The following is an 18,086-nucleotide window of genomic DNA, read 5'->3' as shown; positions in this document are numbered from 1 at the left end:
CCTCGCGAAGCGAGGGGATCAGCCCTTCACCGCACCGGCGGCCAGGCCCTTCATGATGCGCTGATTCAGGAACAGGTACATGATCAGGATGCCGAAGACCGTGACGCAGATCGCGGCGAACAGCGGACCGTAGTTGATCGCCCCGTACTCGCCCGAGAAGTTGAGCAGCCCGACCTGGATCGTGTTCAGGCTCTTCTTGCCGCCGAACACCAGCGCGATGAGCAGGTCGTTCCAGATCAGGAAGAACTGCACGATCGCGACGGTGAAGATCGCGTTCTTCATCATCGGCAGTCCGATCAGGAAGAACGACCGCAGCATCGAGGCGCCGTCGATCGTGGCGGCCTCGAAGATCTCGCGCGGGATGGCGCGGAAGTACGTCGCTGTCATGAACACCGTTAGCGGCAGCCCGCCCGCGATGTAAATCAGGATCATGGGCAGATACGACCCGCTGATGCCCATCTTCGAGAACGCGTTGAACAGCGGCAGGATGATCATCTGACCGGGGATCATGATGCCCGCGAGGAACAGCAGCAGCACCGAGGCGCGGCCCTTGAACACCATGATCTCGAGCGCATATCCCGCCGCTGTGCCCAACAGCACGATGAAGACGAGCGACGGGACGGTCACGATCAGCGAGTTCGAGATGGTCGCGCCCAGGTTCCCGGTCTCCCAGGCAGAGGCGTAGTTGTCCCAGCGCCACACCTCGGGGAGCGTGTACGAGGGGTTGTTCAAGAAGTCGCTGTTCGACTTGAGCGAGTTGATGAACATCCAGAACAGCGGATACGCGGTCACGACGATCAACGCCGTGATCGTCAGCCACGTCGGGATCTTGCGCAGCACGCCCAGGGCCTTCGCGCCGGGGCTGCGGCGATGCGGCACGAACGCGTGCGAGGTGGGGGTGGCCGTCGTCTCGAGTGTGGTGGTCATGATCGGTCCTCAGACGGTGTTGTCGCGTCGCGACGAGCGGAAGATGACGAGCGTGACGAGCAGGCACATGACCGTGAGCACGAGGGCGACCGTCGAGCCGTACCCGAAGTCGCTGTACTGGAACGCGGTGCGATACATGTACATCGTCAGCGGGGTGGTCGCGTTGCCCGGGCCGCCGCCGGTGAGGGCGTAGACCGAGTCGAAGACCTTGATCGTGCCGTTGATGCTGAAGATCATCGACGCGAACAGGATGGGCAGCGACATCGGAAGGATGATGTAGCGGAACAGGCTGAACGACTTCGCGCCGTCGAGGCGGGCCGATTCGACGATCTCGTCGGGGATGTCGAGCAGACCGGAGAACACGAGGATGCCGTAGAAGCCGGCCGAGCGCCACACGTCCATGATGACGATGACGACGAACGCGGTCGCGCCGTCGCCGAGCCAGTCCACGTTCGCGAGACCCACATTCACCAGCAGCTCGTTGACGAGCCCGTCGTTGGGGGCGGACTGGAAAAGCTTCTGGTACAGGATGCCGATCGCCACCGTGGGCAGCACGACGGGGAAGAACACCAGCGTGCGCACGATGACTGACGAACGCCGCAGCACGAAGTGGTAGAGCAGCGCGAGACCGAAGCCGAGCACGACCTGGAACAGCGTGGTCAGGATCGCGTAGCGGATCGTGAACCAGAACGCGTCGGCGACGTAGCTGTCGCTGAACAGGCGGCTGAAGTTGTCGATGCCGGTGAAGCTGAAGCCCTCGAGGATGCTGCCGGTGAAGAACGTGAGCCCGAAGGACCAGAGCACGGGGACGATGGTGATGAGCGTGTAGATGACCAGGGCCGGCAGGAGCAGCAGCAGGATCGTCTTGCGGTCGCCGAGAACGGACTTCATGCGAGGCGGCCTTTCGGGGGAGAGGGGCGGAGACGGAGGACAGGCCCCGCGCGCTCGATGGACGCGCGGGGCCGATGGGGATCAGCCGTTGTCGAGAGCGTCCTGGACGAGCGCCATGAACTCCTCGGCCGACAGTCCGCCCGTCACGAGCAGGGAGGCGTTGGTGGAGGAGACGCTGCTGGCCTTGGCGTTGAAGAGGGCCTCGAACCACAGCACGCTGTCGGTGCTGGTCGCGATCTCGTCGGCGACCGTCTGCGAGATCTCCGGGAGGTCGACGTCGGCGTCGGCGATGAAGCCGGTGATCTGGCCCTGCTTCAGTGCCTCGTTGCCGTAGTTCTCGGCGATGCAGCCGAGCCACGCGTCGGTGCCCTCGGTGTACGCGGCCGCGCTCATCGTCGCCGGCAGGCCGACGTTCGACGGGTACGCGTCCTGCGTGCCCTTGCCGCCGTCGACGGAGGGGAAGTTGAAGAAGCCCACGTTGTCGGCGCCGATCTGGTTGCCGTCGCCGTTGATGTTGCCCAGGATCCAGCTGCCCATGTAGATCATGGCGGCCTTGCCCGTCAGGAACTCGTTGTACGAGCTGTCGATGTCGAGCGAGGTGACGTTCTCGTCGAAGTAGCCCGCGGCTCCGAGGTCGGCGATGGCCTGTGCGGCCTCGACGTACTCGGGGTCGGTGAGCTTGGCGTCGCCCGCGGCGACCTTCTCGAGTGCGTCGTCGCCGAGGCTGCGGAACAGGTACGTGCTGACCAGGCGCGTGATCGGCCAGCCCTGCTCGCCCGATGCCGTGAACGGGGTGTAGCCGGCGGCATCCGCCTCGCCCGCGATCGTGACCAGGTCGTCCCAGGTCTCCGGGACCTCCCAGCCCTGCTCGGCGAAGATCTGCTTGTTGTACCAGATGCCCTCGATGTTGTACTGGTACGGCAGGAAGCTGAACTCGCCGCCGTAGAGCTTCTCGATGGTCGACACGGCACCCTCGGCGATCTTGTCGCGCACGCCGAGCTCGGTGAGCTTCTCGTCGAAGTCGACCAGGTAGCCGCCCTTGGCGAGCTTCGCGCCCTCGGAGGGGTTGCCGCCGGCCGAGAACATCTGGGGGAGCTCCTCCTGGGTGGCGAGGAGCTGCACCTGCGCGTCGAGGTCGGCCTGCGGCACGGAGTTGACCTCGAGCGGCATGGCCTCTTCTTCAGCGGCGCATTCGCCGGCGCCGAGGGCTTCGAGGACGGGCTCGGTCGTGGTGTTCTCGGAGTTCTTCAGGAACTCGAAGGACGAGGCATCCGCACCGCTGCCGCTGCCGCTCGCGCAACCGGAGAAGACGAGAATTCCCGCGCCGGCCAGAGCGGCTGCGCTGAGGAGCGGCTTGCGAAGGCGCCGCCGTTCTGCTGTGAACACATTTCCTCCTTGAAAGTGGCGTCTCGCTATTGAGACGTTTCAAAACTGATGTTAGAGGTTCGGCACAGGGGTGTCAAACATCGTTCCTGATCCGTGACATGGTGTCGCCGGGGTGGGGCGATGCGCGTAGGGGACGGGAGCATGCGCAAGTATTGAAACGTCCCAATCCCGGGGCGAGGAACCGGAGCGGGTAAAGTGACAGATCGTCGACAGAATCGAAGGAGTCCGCGCATGGCCCGTGTCGGAATCCGCGAGGTGGCGGTCCTGTCCGGCGTCGCCGTGGGCACGGTGTCGAACTACCTGAACCACCCCGATCGCGTCTCCGCCGACAAGGCCGAGCGCATCCGCTCCGCGATCGACTCGCTCGGATTCGTGCCCAGCAACGCGGGGCGCCAGCTGCGTCTGGGCGTGAGCAGCGCCATCGGCTACATCGCCCCCGATGTCAGCAACCCCTACTTCGCCGAGATCGCCGAGAGCGTCGAGCTGCGCGCGAGCGAGCTGGGCTTCACCGTGTTCCTCGCGAACTCGCACCGCAGTCGTGATCGCGAGAACGACTACATCCAGCTGTTCGAGCAGTACCGCGTGCAGGGGCTGCTGATGTCGTCGCACCTGCCCGTCGAGGACCGGCTGGCCCAGGTACGGCGCCGCGGAACGCCCTCGGTGCTCGTCGGGCAACGAGGGCAGTCCGATGAGCAGCCCTCGGTCTCGCTCGACGAGGTCTCGGGCGGTCGTCAGGCCATGCGGCATCTGCTCGATGTCGGATGCCGTCGGCTGCTGTTCGTCGGCGGTCCGCTCGACATCCCGCAGGTGTCGGGGCGTCTCGCCGGCGCCGGCGAGGTCGTGCGCGAGTTCGGCGCCGCCACGCTCGAGGTGATGGACGAGCCCGACCGCACGGTGCGCGGCGGTAAGAGGATCGGTGCGGCACTGCTCTCACGCCCGCCCGAGATGATGCCGGACGGCATCTTCGCCGCGAACGACCTGCTCGCCCTCGGCATCATGAACGCGCTCGTCGCGGGCGGCGTCGACGTGCCGGGGCAGACCGCGATCGTGGGATACGACGACATCGAGTTCGCCGAGGCCTCGCTCATTCCGCTCACCAGCGTGATGGGCCGCCACGACGGCTTCGGCATCGCCGTGGTCGATCTGCTCTTCGACACGATCGGCGGACACGCGATCGATGCCCCGCACCGCATGTTCGAGCCGCAGCTCGTGGTGCGCGGCAGCACCCGGCGGAGCTGACGGTGGCGGCGAGTATCCGCGATGTCGCCGACCGGGCCGGCGTCTCGGTCGGCACCGTCTCGAACGTGCTCAACCACGTCGACCGCGTCAAGGAGGACTCGGTGCGGCGCGTGCACGAGGCCATCGCCGAGCTCGGCTACGTGCGCAACGACGCTGCCCGGCAGCTGCGTGCGGGGCGGAGCCTGATGGTCGGACTCGTCGTGCTCGATGTGCGCAACCCGTTCTTCACGGCGCTCTCACGCGGGGCCGAGCGCGAGGCCGCCCGCCACGGATTGTCACTCGTACTCGCGAACAGTGACGAGGACGTCGCGCAGGAGGCGCGTCACATCGACCTCTTCGAGCAGCAGCGGGTGCGCGGCATCCTGCTCTCGCCGTACCAGGAGGTCGGCCCGCGGCTGCGGCGCATGCGCGAGCGCGGCATCCCGGCGGTGCTCGTCGACCGGCGCAGTGCCGACGACACGTTCAGCAGCGTCTCGGTCGACGACGAGATGGGCGGATACCTCGCCGCGCGGCATCTGCTCGACACCGGCCGTCGGCGGCTGCTGTTCGTCGGCGGCCCTCTCGACATGCGTCAGGTCGAGGATCGCCTGGCCGGAGCCCGCCGCGCTGTCGACGAGGTCGCCGGCGCCACGCTGCAGACACTGCCGAGCGCGGCCTCCACCGTCGACGCGGGGCGGGCAGCGGGGGATCAGGTGGCGGCGATGCCGGAGTCGACGCGCCCCGATGCGATGTTCTGCGCGAACGACCTGGTCGCGCTCGGGGTGCTGCAGGGACTGCTGACCCACGGTGTGCGCGTGCCGCAGGACGTGGCCCTGATCGGGTTCGACGACATCGACTTCGCCGCTGCGGCCGCCGTGCCGCTGTCATCGATCCGCCAGCCCAGCGCGCTCATGGGCGAGACGGCGATGCGACTGCTGCTGGAGCACAGCGCGGATCCGGACCGCGAGCCCGAGCACATCGTGTTTCAGCCCGAGCTGATCGCGCGCGATTCGACCCGGTGACGCTGGCTACCCGTTCACAACTCAGCAGATTCTGCCGCTGGCGGGCTGTGTCGGGCCGGACCGGACCTGTCGCCGCAGTTCTTGCTGAATTGTGAACGGGCGCCGGCCGAGCCCGGGGTCAGAATTCCGCGATCACGGGCCGCCCGTCGAGGAACGCGATCATGTTCAGCACCAGGAAGTTCCAGTTCTGGAAGTTACGCGTCATGATCGGCTCGCCCGTGTCGGGGTGGTAGAACTCGTGCAGGCATCCGGTCGCGGCGAGGTCGCGGCCGAACAGCTCGACCGTCTGCTCGGCGAGTTCGCGGGCGTCGTCGGCGAACCCGTACTTCTGCAGCCCGCGGAACACGAGGTAGTTGCTGATGCCCCAGACGGGTCCGAGCCAGTTCGAGGGGTTGTTCGACGCGCGCAGGCTGTATTGCTTCTCGAGCCGCGACAGCGTGCGCACCCCGTGGTTCGCGCGGAAGGTGCGGCGATCCTGCAGGCGCTCGCGCATGCGCTCCGCCTTCTCCTGCGACACGAAGCCCGCCCAGAGCGGCAGGAAGCTCGACCAGCTGTCGATGCGCAGCAGCTGCGACGACCACGTGCGCGGGGCGCCGCTGTGCAGCCAGTCCTCGGGATCGACATCGCGGAAGGCCAGGTCGGCGCTGTAGTACGTGCCGTCGCGCTCGTCCCACAGGTGCGTGTCGATCGCGTCGGCGAGGTCCTGCGCGCGCCCGCGCCACAGCGTCGCCTCGCGCAGCTCATCGAGGTCTTCCAGCAATGAGCCGAACGCGAGCAGCTCGCGGTACAGCAGGGCGTTGAGGTAGATCGAGGCGCAGCTGCGGTCGGGGCGGTAGTAGACGGAGGGGTCGTTGTCGACGCCGACCGCGAAGTCGGTCTGCCAGTACGCGAGTCCGGTCTCGGCGTGGATGTGGCTCTCGAGGTAGCGTTCGAGGAAACTCTGGATGACGGGGATGCCGTCGCGGATCCACTTCGCACTGCCGCGGCGCCGGCTCAGCAGCGCGGCCTGCTGGGCGATCACCGGCTTGTGCATGTTCTGCGAGAACCCGGCGGCGCGCGAGGGGTCGCCGTGCAGCAGCGGCCCCTCGGGCTTGAGCAGCAGCGGCATCACGCCGTCGGCATCGGTGTGGTCGAGGAAGTTGCGGATCGTGCCCTCTTCGTACGCGCCGAAGCGGCCGGGCTGGCCGGTCTCGAGTTCGACCTGACCGAGCACCACGCTGATGAACCAGGAGTCCCAGTCCCACAGCGCCATCGAGTAGTAGGGGGAGTCGGGCGAACTCGGAACCGTGTACGGATGGGTGAGGGCGCCGGAGGGCTCCCGCGTCATCTGCGCGGCGTGCTCGAGAACGTGCGCGCGGAGCTCGTGCTTCCAGGTGTCGATCATGTGGGCGGGTCCTCGGGTTCGGCGGTGAACGGGATGCGGGCGAAAGAAGCGGCAGTGAGGGTGATGGTGGCGTCGCCGCGGGCGGTGATGAGGCGGACGGAGCGCTCGTCGTCGGCGATGTTCGCGACCAGGATCTCGTCGCGGTCGCCCACGCGGCATCCGATCGCCCAGACCAGACCGTCGGGACTCGCACCGCTCAGCAACTCGGCGTCGTCGCGCGCGGCGAGGGCCGCGAGCCGGCGCATCGCCTCGGCCACCGGAAGCGCGGCGCCGTCGGCGGAGTGGATACCGCGCGGCCCCCACTCCTCGAACCAGATGAGCGAGGCGACCCCGGGCACGGCGAGGGCGGCCGCGCTGGCGATCGTCCACGCGGCGAGTTCGGGAGCGGACTGACGCGCGTCGTCGATCCCGGTGAGCTGGGGGCCGTAGCCGTCGCGCAGATCTGCGTGCGGCGAGAGCGGCTGCGGAGTCGCGGCGACGTCGTTGAATCGCGGCCGCAGCGAGATCGGGCCGATGTGCACCGGAAGGCCCGCTGCGCGGGCGACGGTCTCCTCAGCGACGAGACGCTGCATCGCCACCGACTCCACAAGCTGCTCGGTGTCGGCGCTGTGGAACAGCGGAGTGAGGGTGACGGCGAGCCCGTCGAGGCCCGGGGGCAGGCGGTGGTGCTCACGGTTCAGCTCGGTGAAGTGCGCGCGACTGCCGCCGACGATCGGGATGCGGATGCCCTGGGCGTCGAGCGCCGCGCGCAGCAGCCCGACGGAGGTGGCGTCGGAGACATGCCGCGCCTCGCCGACGCGGTGGAACGCGCCGATCCGCACGACGTTCTCGCCGCGGAGGGCGGCCACCGCCCGTGGCACCTGCTCGGGTGCATCGGGGTCGAGAACCAGGCGCACGTCGAGCGGCAGGCCGGTGGATGCCGCGCGCACCAGAGCCGCACGCCAGTCGACTCCCGCCAGATCCGCTTCGACGAGCAGCACGGACCCGACCGGATCGACGGAGGGCGCGGGGTCGGGCGCCGACGACGCGGCGACGCCGATCGCGGGAAAGGGGCCGGCGGGGTGCAGCGCGATCGTGGGCTCGGGAATGACGGCGTCCGGCGGGGCATCCGGTGCGGCATCCGTCTCGATCGCGCGGATCCGCACCGTCTGCACGACCCGCTCACCGGCGGCGACCCGGCACGGGAAAGGGAGCGCAAGCGGGCGGCTGTACGTCTTGAACGAGGCGTCGGTCCAGTTGCGCTGGTCTTCCATCTCGAACACGTCGCCGTCGAACCGCACGTCGAGGCGCACGCCGTCGTCGTCCCACCCGAGCGCGGTGATGTCGGTCACCGGCTGATGGGCGCTGATCCCGTCGGGGAAGCGCGAGCTCGCGGTCGTGCCGTCCGGGTGCTCGACCGCGAGCTCCCGCCCGGCGACCTGGGGCGGATGCAGCACGACGAGCCCGGTGCGGTTCGTGTCGACGTCGTGCGCGGCGCACACGTCGATCGTCACGACCAGGTCCGCACCGTCGACCTGCAGCCGCAGCACGCCCGCGAACGGCACGGGGTCGGAGGAGTGCACGGCGAGTTCGAGCCGGTCGGTCCCGCCCGTCACCGTGTCGACGACGAGCGGGACCGTGTTCCAGTCACGGTCGCGCACGACGGCGCGGATGCTGCGCAGCACCCGCCGCCCGCGCCACCGCAGATCCGCGATCTCGTCGTCACGGCGCTCCACGCTCCAGTCGCCGAGGGTGCGCCGGTCGCGGGCGGTGCGACTCCACGTCATCGCGGATCCTCTCGCGGGGTCGGCCCGACTCAGCGCTCGATCGCGTCGAGGTGCAGCATGCGGGCGAGGTTCTTGTCGAGCTCGTCATCGCGGAAGATCTCCTTCCAGTCATCCTTGATGATGCTCTCGCGGCCGTAGTCCATCGCGATCAGGCAGGCGTCGGAGAACGGGTTGTCGCCGCGCAGGCCGTTGGCGAGAGCCACCTGGGTGTGACCGTACAGGATGCTGCGGGCGGCCGCCTCGGGCACGCCCATGGTGTGGATCGTCTCCTGCAGGGCTTCGTTGAGCAGGGCGCCGATCATGCACGCGACGGTTTCGACGAGGGTGGGCTCGAGCTGCGCGAGCTGCTTGACGGTGACCCAGTGCACGTCGATGACGGGGGCGTAGATCGCGCGGACGGTCGCTTCGACGATGGCCCGCTTGGCCTCGTCATCGCTCTCGATCGCGGCGATCGCGTCTTGCGGGGCCGCGATGCCGCCGAAGGTGTCGGCCCACTGCTCGGGCGTCTCGCGCTGTAGAAAGATCGACGGGTGGCAGGGGTGTGCGACCGCCTGGATCACGTCGTCGCGGGTGGTGAGCAGCCCGGCGTACGCGGCGGCCGGGTCGAGCGTGAGCACGATGGCGCCCGCCCGCATCTGCGGCACGAGGTCGGCGGTCACCGGCCCCAGCGCGAGGTCGGGCACGGCCAGCACGACGATGTCGGCGTCGGACACGGCGGTCGTCGCGTCGGTCAGCTCGCGGCCGGCGTCAGTCGTGCGCTGCTGACCGGCGGGGGAGTTCTCGACGTACCAGACGGTGTGATCGGTCTTGACGAGGTTGTCGGACACGCGCATGCCCATCTTGCCGCCGGCGCCGATCACGGCGATCTTGTAAGTGCTGGTCATGGTGTGCTCCTCAGGTGTTCCAGGGTGATGCGGGTCCAGTCCCGCTCGGTACGGATGGTGGTCGAGGCGTCGTCCTGCCAAGGCAGCCAGTGCTCGACGATCTCGTTGATGCCGCGCTCGTGCGGGCGCACGGTCGCGCGCAGGTGGGCGTAGTCGTGCAGCCCCGCGCCCATCGCGGTGCCGGAGTAGGTGAAACCCACCCAGCCGGGCTGCCGCGCGAACGCGAAGTCCTTCACGTGCACGTTCGCGGTGAGACGGGCGGTCCGCTCGACGCACGTGCGCGGATTCTCGAGGCGGGCGACGACGTTGGCCGGGTCGAGGCAGATGCCGAGCCGCGGGCTGCCGACGCGGTCGATCACGCCGACGAGGTCGTCGGTCGCGACCTGCTCGTACGTCTCGAGGGCGAGGGTCACGCCGGCGGACTCGTAGGCGCGGATGCTGCTGCGCAGCCACGTCTCGGCCTCGCGGAGGGACGGGCGGCTGCCGGGGCCGAACAGCATGCTGCGCACGAGCCGTGCGTCGAAGATGTGGGCGAGACGCAGGAAGCGGCTGAGGTGCTCGGGCACGATGCCCTTCGTGCCGAGTTCGATCGTGAGCCCGAGGTCGCGGGCGGCGCGGGCGGCGTCGCGCAGCTCGGTGTCGCTCATGGTCTCGAGCGGTGCGTAGTCGCAGATCTGGAACAGCTTCACGCCCTGCGCGCGGGTGTCGTCGAACGCGCCGATCAGGCTGAGCGGCTCGGGCGCCCGCTCGGAGTGCTGCCAGAAGTAGGCGTAGGTGCCGAGTCCGATCATGCGGCGCTCACCGCCGTCGCCTCGTCGAGCACGGTGGCGAGCGCGGCGGGGTCATGCGCGAAGCGGCCGAGGAACACGCCGTCGACGGCATCGCCCAGCGCGGTCAGGAGTGCTGGACCGGCAGCTCCGCCGTAGATGACGCTCGAGCATCGGCGTGCGTCGTCGGCGTCGAGCGCCGAGCGCAGAGCGGCGGTGACGGTGCGAATGTGGTCGTGCGGTGCGGGCTCGGGGGCGCCGATCGCCCAGACGGGTTCGTAGGCCACGATGACCGGGCCGGCGGGCGCACCCGCGAGCGCGGAGCGCAGCTGCGCCGTGGAGGCGTCGGCGGCGGCATCCGGATTCTGCTGGTCGATCTCGCCGATGCAGAGCAGGGGAGTGAGGCCCGCCTGCAGCGCGTTGCGGGTCTTGGCTGCGACGACCGCGTCGGTCTCGCCGTAGAGGCGGCGGCGCTCGGCGTGCCCGATCTCGGCAATCGTCGCACCCACCTCGGCCAGTTCGGATGCGGCGACCTCGCCGGTGAACGCGCCGGACTCCTCGGCCGCGACATCCTGCCCGCCGATGCGCACGGGTGTGCCGGCGAACGCGGCGACCGCCGGCAGCACCTGCAGGTACGTGGGGGTGATGAACAGCTGCACGGCTCCGCTCTGCACGCCGGGGTGGGCGCGGGCGATGGCGGCGACGTCGTCGAACCACGCGCGCGCCCGTTCATGCCCGAAGTACATCTTCAGGCTCACCCCCACGACCACGGGTGTCATCAGCAGGATCCGGTGGACTCGTACTCGCCGATGACCGCGACCTTCCCGGCCGAGGCGCTCGTCTCGTCGAAGCGGTAGGTCAGCCACTCCCGCACCAGGCGGCGGGCGAGCTCGATGCCGATCACGCGCTGGCCCATCGTGAGCACCTGCGCGTTGTTGGAGAGCACGCCGCGCTCGACCGAGAACGAGTCGTGTGCGGTGACCGCGCGGATGCCGGCGACCTTGTTCGCCGCGATCGCGACGCCCAGACCGGTGCCGCAGATCAGCAGCGCGCGGTCGGCCTCGCCGCGGGCGACGAGCTCGGCGGCGGCGATCGCCACGCGGGGGTAGGCGGTGTGGCCGTCCGCATCCACGCCCACATCGACGAGGCTGACGACGCCATCGCTCTGCTCGAGGTCCTTCTTGAGGATCTCCTTGTAGTCGAAGCCGGCGTCGTCGCTGCCGATCACCAGGCGGAGGGGTTCAGTCATCAGAGTTCCTTTCGAGGTCGGCGAGCAGCTCGCCGACGGCGGTCACGATCAGCGCGAGGGAGTGCGCGCCGGGGTCGGGGGTGCCGACGCTGTGCTGGCCGTGCGCGCGGGCGCGGCCCATGCGCGGCAGCAGGTCGGCGGTGGCGGCGGCCGCGCGGGTGGCGTCCGCCGCGGCGATGCCCCAGGCGTCGACCAGGGAGGAGCCCGCGTCGACCTCGGCGGCCAGCGAGGTGCGGAACGGCACGAGAGCGTCGACCATCGTCTTGTCGCCGAGCTCGGCCTTGCCGTATTCCATGACGCCGCGCGCTCCGGCGTCGACCCCTGCCGCGACGGCAGCGGCATCGGGGCGTCCCGCGTCGCCGAGGCGTGTCGCCACCGCGGTGAGGATGACGCCCCACAGCGCGCCGGAGGTTCCGCCCGCGCGATCGGCCCAGGCATCGGCCGCGCGCGCCAGTGTGGTGCCGGCGCCCGCGCCCGCCTCGACGGCGGAGGTCGCGGCGGCGAGGGCGGCGTGCGAGCCGCGCTGCATCCCGATGCCGTGATCACCGTCGCCGGCGACCGCGTCGATGCGTCCGAACTCCTCGACGTGCGCGTCGACCGTGTCGACGATGCGCTGGACCGCGGCGTGCACGACCGCGGCGGCCGCGACCGATTCCGCGTCTCCGCGCGCTATGACGACGTCGGCGGTCGGGCCTGCTTCCGTCACCTCGGCCTGCGCGGCCGGGGCCACCGATCCACGGCGGTAGGCGGGGGTGTCAACGGGGGTCTCCCACAGCTGCTCGAGCTCGTCATCGAGCCAGAAGAGTGTGAGCGAGGTGCCCGCCATGTCGAAGCTCGTGCAGTACTCGCCCACGTGCGGGTCGACGAGCACCAGGCCCGCGTCGGTCAGCAGCCGCGCGATGCGGCGGTAGACGACGAACATCTCCTCGTACTTCAGCGAACCGAGTCCGTTGAGGATCGGCACGACCCGGGCGCCGACGCGCTCGACTCCCGCGGGGATCTCGTCGAGCAGTCGCGAAACCAGCAGCTCGGCCAGGCCGTCGGCGGTGGGGATGTCGGTCTCGTCGATTCCCGGTTCGCCGTGGATGCCGAGGCCGATCGCCATGCGTCCGGCCGGAACCGTGAACAGCGGAGCCGGGGCGCCGGGCAGCGTGCAGCCGCTGAAGGCGACGCCGAACGAACGGGTGCGGTCGTTCGCATGCGCCGCCACGCGGGTGACGCCGGGGAGGTCGTAGCCCGCCTCGGCCGCGGCAGCCGCTGTGCGGAACACCGTGAGGTCGCCGGCGATGCCGCGTCGCTTGTGCTTCTCGGCGAGCGGAGCGCTGAAGATGTCGTCGGTCACCGCGACCGTCTCGCACGCGATGCCTTCGGCACGCAGGCGCTCCTGCGCGGCGTCGAAGTTGAGCACGTCGCCGGCGTAGTTGCCGTAGCTGAGGAACACGCCCGCGCCTCGGTCTGCGGCGGTCGCGACCGTGTGCACCTGCTGAGCTGAGGGCGACGCGAAGAGGTTGCCCATGACCGCGCCGTGGGCGAGGCCCTGCCCGACCAGGCCGCCGAACGCGGGGTAGTGGCCGGAGCCGCCGCCGATCACGACCGCGACCTGCCCCTCGGGGACCACCGTGCTGCGCACCACGCCGCCGGGAACTCCGCGCACCGACCGCTCGTTCGCCGCGAGGAAGCCCTCGACCATCTCGTCCGCGAAGTCGGCCGGATCGTTCCAGAGGCGGGTCATCGGGCGTCTCCCACCGAGGTCGCGGCGGTGCTCGCGGCGCCCTCTGGAGCCGGTGGGCGCACGCGGTTGCCGCGGGCGAGCAGGATCATCAGCACGGCCGAGAGCAGCATGAAGCCGCCGACGATGAACATCGGCACCTCGTAGCCGCCGGTCCAGTCGTGCACCGCGCCGGTGATGTACGGAGCGCTGAAGCCGGCGAGGTTGCCCACCGTGTTGATCAGTGCGACGCCGGCCGCGGCGGCCACACCGGTGAGGAACTGCGTCGGCAGCGTCCAGAAGTTCGGCAGTGCGGCGAAGATCGCGCAGGCCGTGATCGTGATGACGGCGATGGTCGCGACGGGGGAGCCGGTGAACAGGGCGAGCGGGATCGACACCGCGCCGGCCAGGGCCGGGATGGCGATGTGCCACGTCTTGAGCCCGCGCTTGCTCGCATCCCGCGACCAGAAGTACATGACGATCGCTGCCGGCAGGTACGGGATCGCGGTGATCAGGCCCTTCTGGAAGACGTCGTACGTGCCGCCGGTCTGCGCCTGGAAGCCCTCGATGATCGTGGGCAGGAAGAAGGCCAGCGCGTAGAGGCCGTAGATGAAGCCGAAGTAGATGAACGACAGCATCCACACCCGTCCGCTCGCGAAGGCGAAGCGCACCGAGACGTGCTTCTGGCTTGCGGCGGTCGTCTTGCGCTCGGCCTCGAGCGCGGACGTCAGCCAGGTCTGCTCCTCGAGCGTGAGCCACTTCGCGTCGGACGGCTTGTCCTTGAGGTAGAACCAGGCGATGATGCCGACCGCGATCGCCGGGATCGCGACGCCCATGAACATGAAACGCCAGCCCTCGAGCCCGAAGAAGACGCCGTGCTGCTGGATCAGAGCGCCGGCGAGCGGGGCGCCGATCACGGTGGTCAGCGGCTGGGCGAGGTAGAAGAGCATGAGGATTCGGCCGCGGTACTGCGAGGGCACCCAGAGGCTGAGGAAGAGGATCGCTCCGGGGAAGAAGCCGGCCTCGGCGACACCGAGCAGGAATCGCAGGGCGACGAGCTGCTCGAAGTTCTGCACCCAGGTGAACAGCAGGGCGACGATTCCCCAGCTGATCATGATGCGGGCGAGCCAGCGGCGGGCGCCGAAGCGGTGCAGGGCGAGGTTCGAGGGGATCTCCAGCAAGATGTAGCCGACGAAGAAGACGCCCGACGCGAAGCCGAACTGTGCGGCGCTCAAGGCCAGGTCGTCGTTCATGCCGTTGGGGGCGGCGAACCCGATCGCGGTGCGGTCGAGGTAGTTGATGAAGAACATCAGCGCCACGAACGGCACGAGGCGTATCGACACCTTACGGATGGCTGATTTCGCGACAGGTGATTCGCTCTGGGTGGTGTCCACGATGACTCCTCAATCGACGGTGACCGGGCCTCGTCGTCCGAGGCACTTCGTCTATATTGGCGAACCGGTTGACCAATCTCAAGTCCGAAGCGGTATTCCAGCCCGGTAGGTTGGCATGCATGCCCGCATTTCCCGGCGAACCGGTGGATGACATCACCGCCGCTCTGACCTCGCTGCCCTCGGGGACTCCGGTGTCGGAAGTGGCTCGTCGCCTGCTCGACCTCTTCACCGGCGGATCGATCGCGCCAGGCACCCGGCTGCCACCGGAACGCCAGCTCTCCGCCACGCTCGGGGTCGGGCGCTCGGCGGTGCGCGAGGCGCTCGCCGCGTTGGAGATCCTCGGCATCGTCGACGTGCGTCCGGGATCAGGGACCTACCTGCGTGGTGCCGCGAGCGAGCTGCTGCCGCAGACGCTCCGGTGGGGGCTGCTGATCGGCGAGCGCAACACGGCGCAGCTGCTCGAGCTGCGCGAAGGGCTCGAGATCTTCGTCGCGCGCCTGGCGGCATCGCGCGCTGACGCCGCCGTCGTCGAACGGCTCGAGAGCAGCGTCGCCCGCATGCGCGAGAGCGTGGGCGACCTCGCCGCGTTCGCCCGCGCCGACCTCGAGTTCCACCACGTGCTCGCCGAGGCGGCCGGCAACGAGACGCTCACCGACCACGTGCACGTCGTGCGCTCGCTGCTGCAGGTGTACGCCGACCGCGCGGTACACGATCAGGCGCACGCCGAGCGAGCCGTCGCCGAGCACGACGCCGTGTCGGCCGCCGTGCGGGCAGGGGATCCGGATGCCGCGGCCTCGGCCATGGCCGTGCACATGGCCACAGCGACGGCACGACTGCTCGAGGCCTGAGCGTCTTCCCCTGGTTCGTCAACGGTCGCAGCGACCCGTTATGATGGTCAGGTGCATCCGTGCTTTCGGGTCGGATGCCTGGAGACGTCGCATAGTCCGGCCGAGTGCACCACCCTGCTAAGGTGGAGTTCCCTTACGGGAACCAGGGGTTCAAATCCCCTCGTCTCCGCAGTGAAAATCCCTGGTGAGAGGCAATTTTGTATGCTTCCACTCGACCCTCCTTCTCGTAGTTAATTGCCCCGTCAAGCCGCTCGGGGGAGTGTGAGGGGAGTGCGTTCAAGCGGTTCAGGGCCTTGGCGAAGCCACATTGAAGCAGCGAAGTGGCGAAGGTCGTGAACGGTGTATCCCTTTGCAGAGGTCGTCCAAGCAACGGAGCGACGGAAGTAGTTGCCGCGCAGCTGCAGTCCAGCCGCACTGGTCGCGAGGTAGTCGTCTGGACGCTTGCCCGCTGCCCATTCTCGGGCGATGGCATGGGCGCGTTCGACGAGCGGTACATTCCGACGTTCCCGGTTCTTGGTGCTCTTCTAGTGGTAGCCGTCTGAGTGCGACCGGCTGACGAAAAGAGCCGGGAATGGCACATCGCGCATACTCGATACTCGGGCGGCACGTAGTCCGCCCCAGCACAGACCGGTCAGGCTGCCGAGCGTTCAGCGTCGCCAGACGTTCTGCGTGGAGAAGTTCTTCACATGAACAAGGCGCGGGCTGGCGCCCGCGCACTCGGAAGTGCAGCGAGTCCGATAGCCACGTTCCGTTCGTCACGCAGTTGAGAGGGAAGACATGCCCGCACCCGAGCAAGAGCCTGGAGCAGCTGAAGAGACCGAATCGAACTTCACGTTCGACGATTCGTTGGTGACCCCTGTCGCGCTGCTTATCGACCGGTTGGGACGGGAGGCCGGTGATCCCGCGGGCATCGCATCCGCGTGCTACTCGGACACTGAGTTCGAGTCCCTTCCCGTGCCCGTGCAGGGCGCGTTGACCACGGCTTTCGGCTACGAGTTGGATGAGTCGCCCGCGAGCGGGGGGCGAGTTCGGCTTACGCCCGAGACTGAGCGCGACGGCTGGTGGATGGTTCGCCCGTACGCGCAAACTCCGAGAGAGGTTGCTGCCTTCTGGTGCCAGCTCGCGGAAGCCGTTGAAAGCCCAATCGCCCTGGCTCAGCTTCACGATCTGGTGTTGTCGACGCGGACTGATGCGACGCCGAGTCGAGCCGAAGCCGTCATTAGCCGCTACCTCGATGTCGCCGCACGCCCGGAAACCGATTCGTTGCACGCCGCCATGTCGATACTGCGCGCTGGCGAGATTTCTCGAAGCCGCCGTATGAACTTGGAGGACCGAATCTGGCCAGCGGGACTAGATCTCCTGCGTGAAAAAATCGATGCCCATGCGGCGCCTGGTTCGCCCGCTCGCCTCGTAGACATGTTGTCGGATCCGCCGCGTTCTTATCCGCTTGCGCAGGAACAGCGCGAGGTGCTCCTTCGACTCATCGCGCTTGCCGACGAGTTGTATCGTCATCCCGATGCTGCGGACTGGGTCGCCGATGCTCGTCGACGGCTCGCACGCACAGATGAAGAGCGTCTCCGGGCCACGGAGGAGCAAGTGGAAAGGTATCTCGCCGCGTCTGATGAAGCTGCAGGCATGGCCAGGATGCACTGGGCTTCCCGCGCCGCCGATCTAGCGCGCGATCATGGCGCGACGGCTGCGTATGAGTTGGCAGTTCGGCAGATGCAGTCCATACCGCGCGACGCTATGGAGTGGCAGACGACTGATTTCACTATGCCGGTTCCGACAGTTGCCATTCGCACTCATATCCGCCGAGTGTCGAAGTCCGATGGTTGGGGGATGGCGCTGTCTGTTTTCTTGGCATCTCCATCGCCCGCAGGCTCTTACGAGAACAATCGCCGGGTAGCTCTCGCCGCTGCCGCTGGGAGCATACGCTCGCTGTTCTCTACGACGATCTTCGGTAGACACGGATTGCCGGAGCGCTCGGACGCGGATTTCGAAGACGGAGAAGTTCGCCGGACTGAGCAGCTTTCGGTCGGGGTGCACGGAATTCTCCTCAACGAGGAGCTCAGGGCAATTCGTCGCCGATTCGGCAAACCTTCAATCGCCGAAACGGCAACCTTTCTAGAAGACCGCTATGGGTGCGACCGAGAGCTAGCTCTGGAGTTCGGAAACGCGCTCGACCTGTTCTGGGACGAGCGATACTCCGACGCATCTCGACTGCTGATTCCGCTAATCGAAGCCGGAGCGCGAGGGCTGCTCCTGCGCCTTGACGCGGCGCTCTACCGAATCGAACGGGGCGAGTCGCCGGGGCGTTTCCCCGCAATGGATTTCTACCTCGACAAGCTCGCTGAACTGGGCCTCGATCCCGACTGGGATCGAGCGCTACGCGTAGTCCTGCTCTCGCCGGGATCCAACATGCGAAATATGGCCGCACACGGATTCCTGTTTTCATTCGCCGCGAGCGATGCCGCTGTGCTCCTCCGGCTGGCGGGACTCTTCTGTGCAATGCCGGTGCTCTCCGATTCCGGAGAATCGCGGAGGCAGCTTTCGGAGCCGCTGAAGCGACCTCGACGGCGGCTCCGTCGACGACTTGGATGGGTCTGGAGATAGCGAGATCATTGAGTTCGCGGGACTCGCCC

At 68.3% G+C, this 18,086-nt stretch carries 15 protein-coding genes and 1 tRNA gene; 5 read left to right on the top strand and 11 right to left on the bottom strand.

Annotation, left to right across the window (positions count from 1 at the left end; translation table 11 throughout):
* Positions 1-18: 18 nt before the first annotated feature.
* From AC2D10_RS08810 to AC2D10_RS08800, 3 genes are all read right to left on the bottom strand, one after another.
* A complete protein-coding gene (locus tag AC2D10_RS08810; protein WP_484711711.1) occupies positions 19-927 on the bottom strand; it encodes a carbohydrate ABC transporter permease in 909 nt (302 codons plus the stop codon).
* 9 nt (positions 928-936) lie between these two features.
* Positions 937-1,818: a carbohydrate ABC transporter permease gene (locus AC2D10_RS08805; protein WP_484711710.1), complete on the bottom strand. Its 882-nt coding sequence runs from the start codon at positions 1,816-1,818 to the stop codon at positions 937-939.
* Between the two features lie 81 nt (positions 1,819-1,899).
* Positions 1,900-3,204 carry an ABC transporter substrate-binding protein gene (locus AC2D10_RS08800; RefSeq protein WP_484711709.1) on the bottom strand — a complete coding sequence of 435 codons (1,305 nt, stop codon included), beginning with the start codon at positions 3,202-3,204 and terminating at the stop codon, positions 1,900-1,902.
* Between the two features lie 231 nt (positions 3,205-3,435).
* Between AC2D10_RS08800 and AC2D10_RS08795 the strand changes: the two genes are divergently transcribed.
* Both AC2D10_RS08795 and AC2D10_RS08790 read left to right on the top strand, forming a co-directional pair.
* Complete coding sequence (locus tag AC2D10_RS08795) at positions 3,436-4,443, top strand: LacI family DNA-binding transcriptional regulator (protein WP_484711708.1); 1,008 nt, start codon at positions 3,436-3,438, stop codon at positions 4,441-4,443.
* Positions 4,440-5,444 (top strand): LacI family DNA-binding transcriptional regulator, encoded by a 1,005-nt coding sequence (locus AC2D10_RS08790; RefSeq protein WP_484711835.1) that lies wholly within the window; start codon positions 4,440-4,442, stop codon positions 5,442-5,444. Before AC2D10_RS08795 ends, AC2D10_RS08790 begins: the two co-directional genes overlap by 4 nt.
* 118 nt (positions 5,445-5,562) lie before the next feature.
* Here the strand turns inward: AC2D10_RS08790 and AC2D10_RS08785 are convergent, their stop codons facing one another.
* Genes AC2D10_RS08785 through AC2D10_RS08750 form a run of 8 tightly spaced genes read right to left on the bottom strand, consistent with a single transcriptional unit; the run spans position 5,563 to position 14,596 of the window.
* Positions 5,563-6,828, bottom strand: a complete 1,266-nt coding sequence (locus tag AC2D10_RS08785; RefSeq protein WP_484711707.1) for an MGH1-like glycoside hydrolase domain-containing protein — start codon at positions 6,826-6,828, stop codon at positions 5,563-5,565.
* Positions 6,825-8,594 (bottom strand): D-apionate lactonase family protein, encoded by a 1,770-nt coding sequence (locus AC2D10_RS08780; protein ID WP_484711706.1) that lies wholly within the window; start codon positions 8,592-8,594, stop codon positions 6,825-6,827. The genes AC2D10_RS08785 and AC2D10_RS08780 overlap by 4 nt, the downstream gene beginning before the upstream one ends.
* 29 nt (positions 8,595-8,623) lie before the next feature.
* Positions 8,624-9,478 carry a phosphogluconate dehydrogenase C-terminal domain-containing protein gene (locus tag AC2D10_RS08775; RefSeq protein WP_484711705.1) on the bottom strand — a complete coding sequence of 285 codons (855 nt, stop codon included), beginning with the start codon at positions 9,476-9,478 and terminating at the stop codon, positions 8,624-8,626.
* The gene (locus AC2D10_RS08770) at positions 9,475-10,269 is read right to left on the bottom strand and encodes a sugar phosphate isomerase/epimerase family protein (RefSeq protein ID WP_484711704.1); all 795 of its coding nucleotides are present in this window, start codon (positions 10,267-10,269) and stop codon (positions 9,475-9,477) included. The genes AC2D10_RS08775 and AC2D10_RS08770 overlap by 4 nt, the downstream gene beginning before the upstream one ends.
* Positions 10,266-11,024, bottom strand: coding sequence for a triose-phosphate isomerase family protein (locus AC2D10_RS08765; protein WP_484711703.1), 759 nt, complete (start codon positions 11,022-11,024; stop codon positions 10,266-10,268). Before AC2D10_RS08765 ends, AC2D10_RS08770 begins: the two co-directional genes overlap by 4 nt.
* The gene (locus tag AC2D10_RS08760; RefSeq protein WP_484711702.1) at positions 11,024-11,494 is read right to left on the bottom strand and encodes a ribose-5-phosphate isomerase; all 471 of its coding nucleotides are present in this window, start codon (positions 11,492-11,494) and stop codon (positions 11,024-11,026) included. Before AC2D10_RS08760 ends, AC2D10_RS08765 begins: the two co-directional genes overlap by 1 nt.
* Positions 11,487-13,226 (bottom strand): dihydroxyacetone kinase family protein, encoded by a 1,740-nt coding sequence (locus tag AC2D10_RS08755; protein WP_484711701.1) that lies wholly within the window; start codon positions 13,224-13,226, stop codon positions 11,487-11,489. Before AC2D10_RS08755 ends, AC2D10_RS08760 begins: the two co-directional genes overlap by 8 nt.
* Positions 13,223-14,596, bottom strand: coding sequence for an MFS transporter (locus tag AC2D10_RS08750; protein ID WP_484711700.1), 1,374 nt, complete (start codon positions 14,594-14,596; stop codon positions 13,223-13,225). The genes AC2D10_RS08755 and AC2D10_RS08750 overlap by 4 nt, the downstream gene beginning before the upstream one ends.
* A gap of 119 nt (positions 14,597-14,715) precedes the next feature.
* Here AC2D10_RS08750 and AC2D10_RS08745 point away from each other — a divergent pair, with 119 nt between their 5' ends.
* The 3 genes from AC2D10_RS08745 (at position 14,716) to AC2D10_RS08735 (ending at position 18,057) form a co-directional block, all read left to right on the top strand.
* Positions 14,716-15,444: a FadR/GntR family transcriptional regulator gene (locus AC2D10_RS08745; RefSeq protein WP_484711699.1), complete on the top strand. Its 729-nt coding sequence runs from the start codon at positions 14,716-14,718 to the stop codon at positions 15,442-15,444.
* An 80-nt stretch (positions 15,445-15,524) separates the two neighbouring features.
* Positions 15,525-15,613 (top strand) — tRNA-Ser (locus AC2D10_RS08740).
* A gap of 608 nt (positions 15,614-16,221) precedes the next feature.
* Positions 16,222-18,057, top strand: a complete 1,836-nt coding sequence (locus AC2D10_RS08735) for a hypothetical protein (protein WP_484711698.1) — start codon at positions 16,222-16,224, stop codon at positions 18,055-18,057.
* Positions 18,058-18,086 lie beyond the last annotated feature (29 nt).

The organism is Microbacterium sp. PI-SA-G (genome assembly GCF_057215335.1).
Note: the sequence above shows the minus strand (reverse complement) of the source record. Positions and strands in the feature narration are given on the sequence as shown.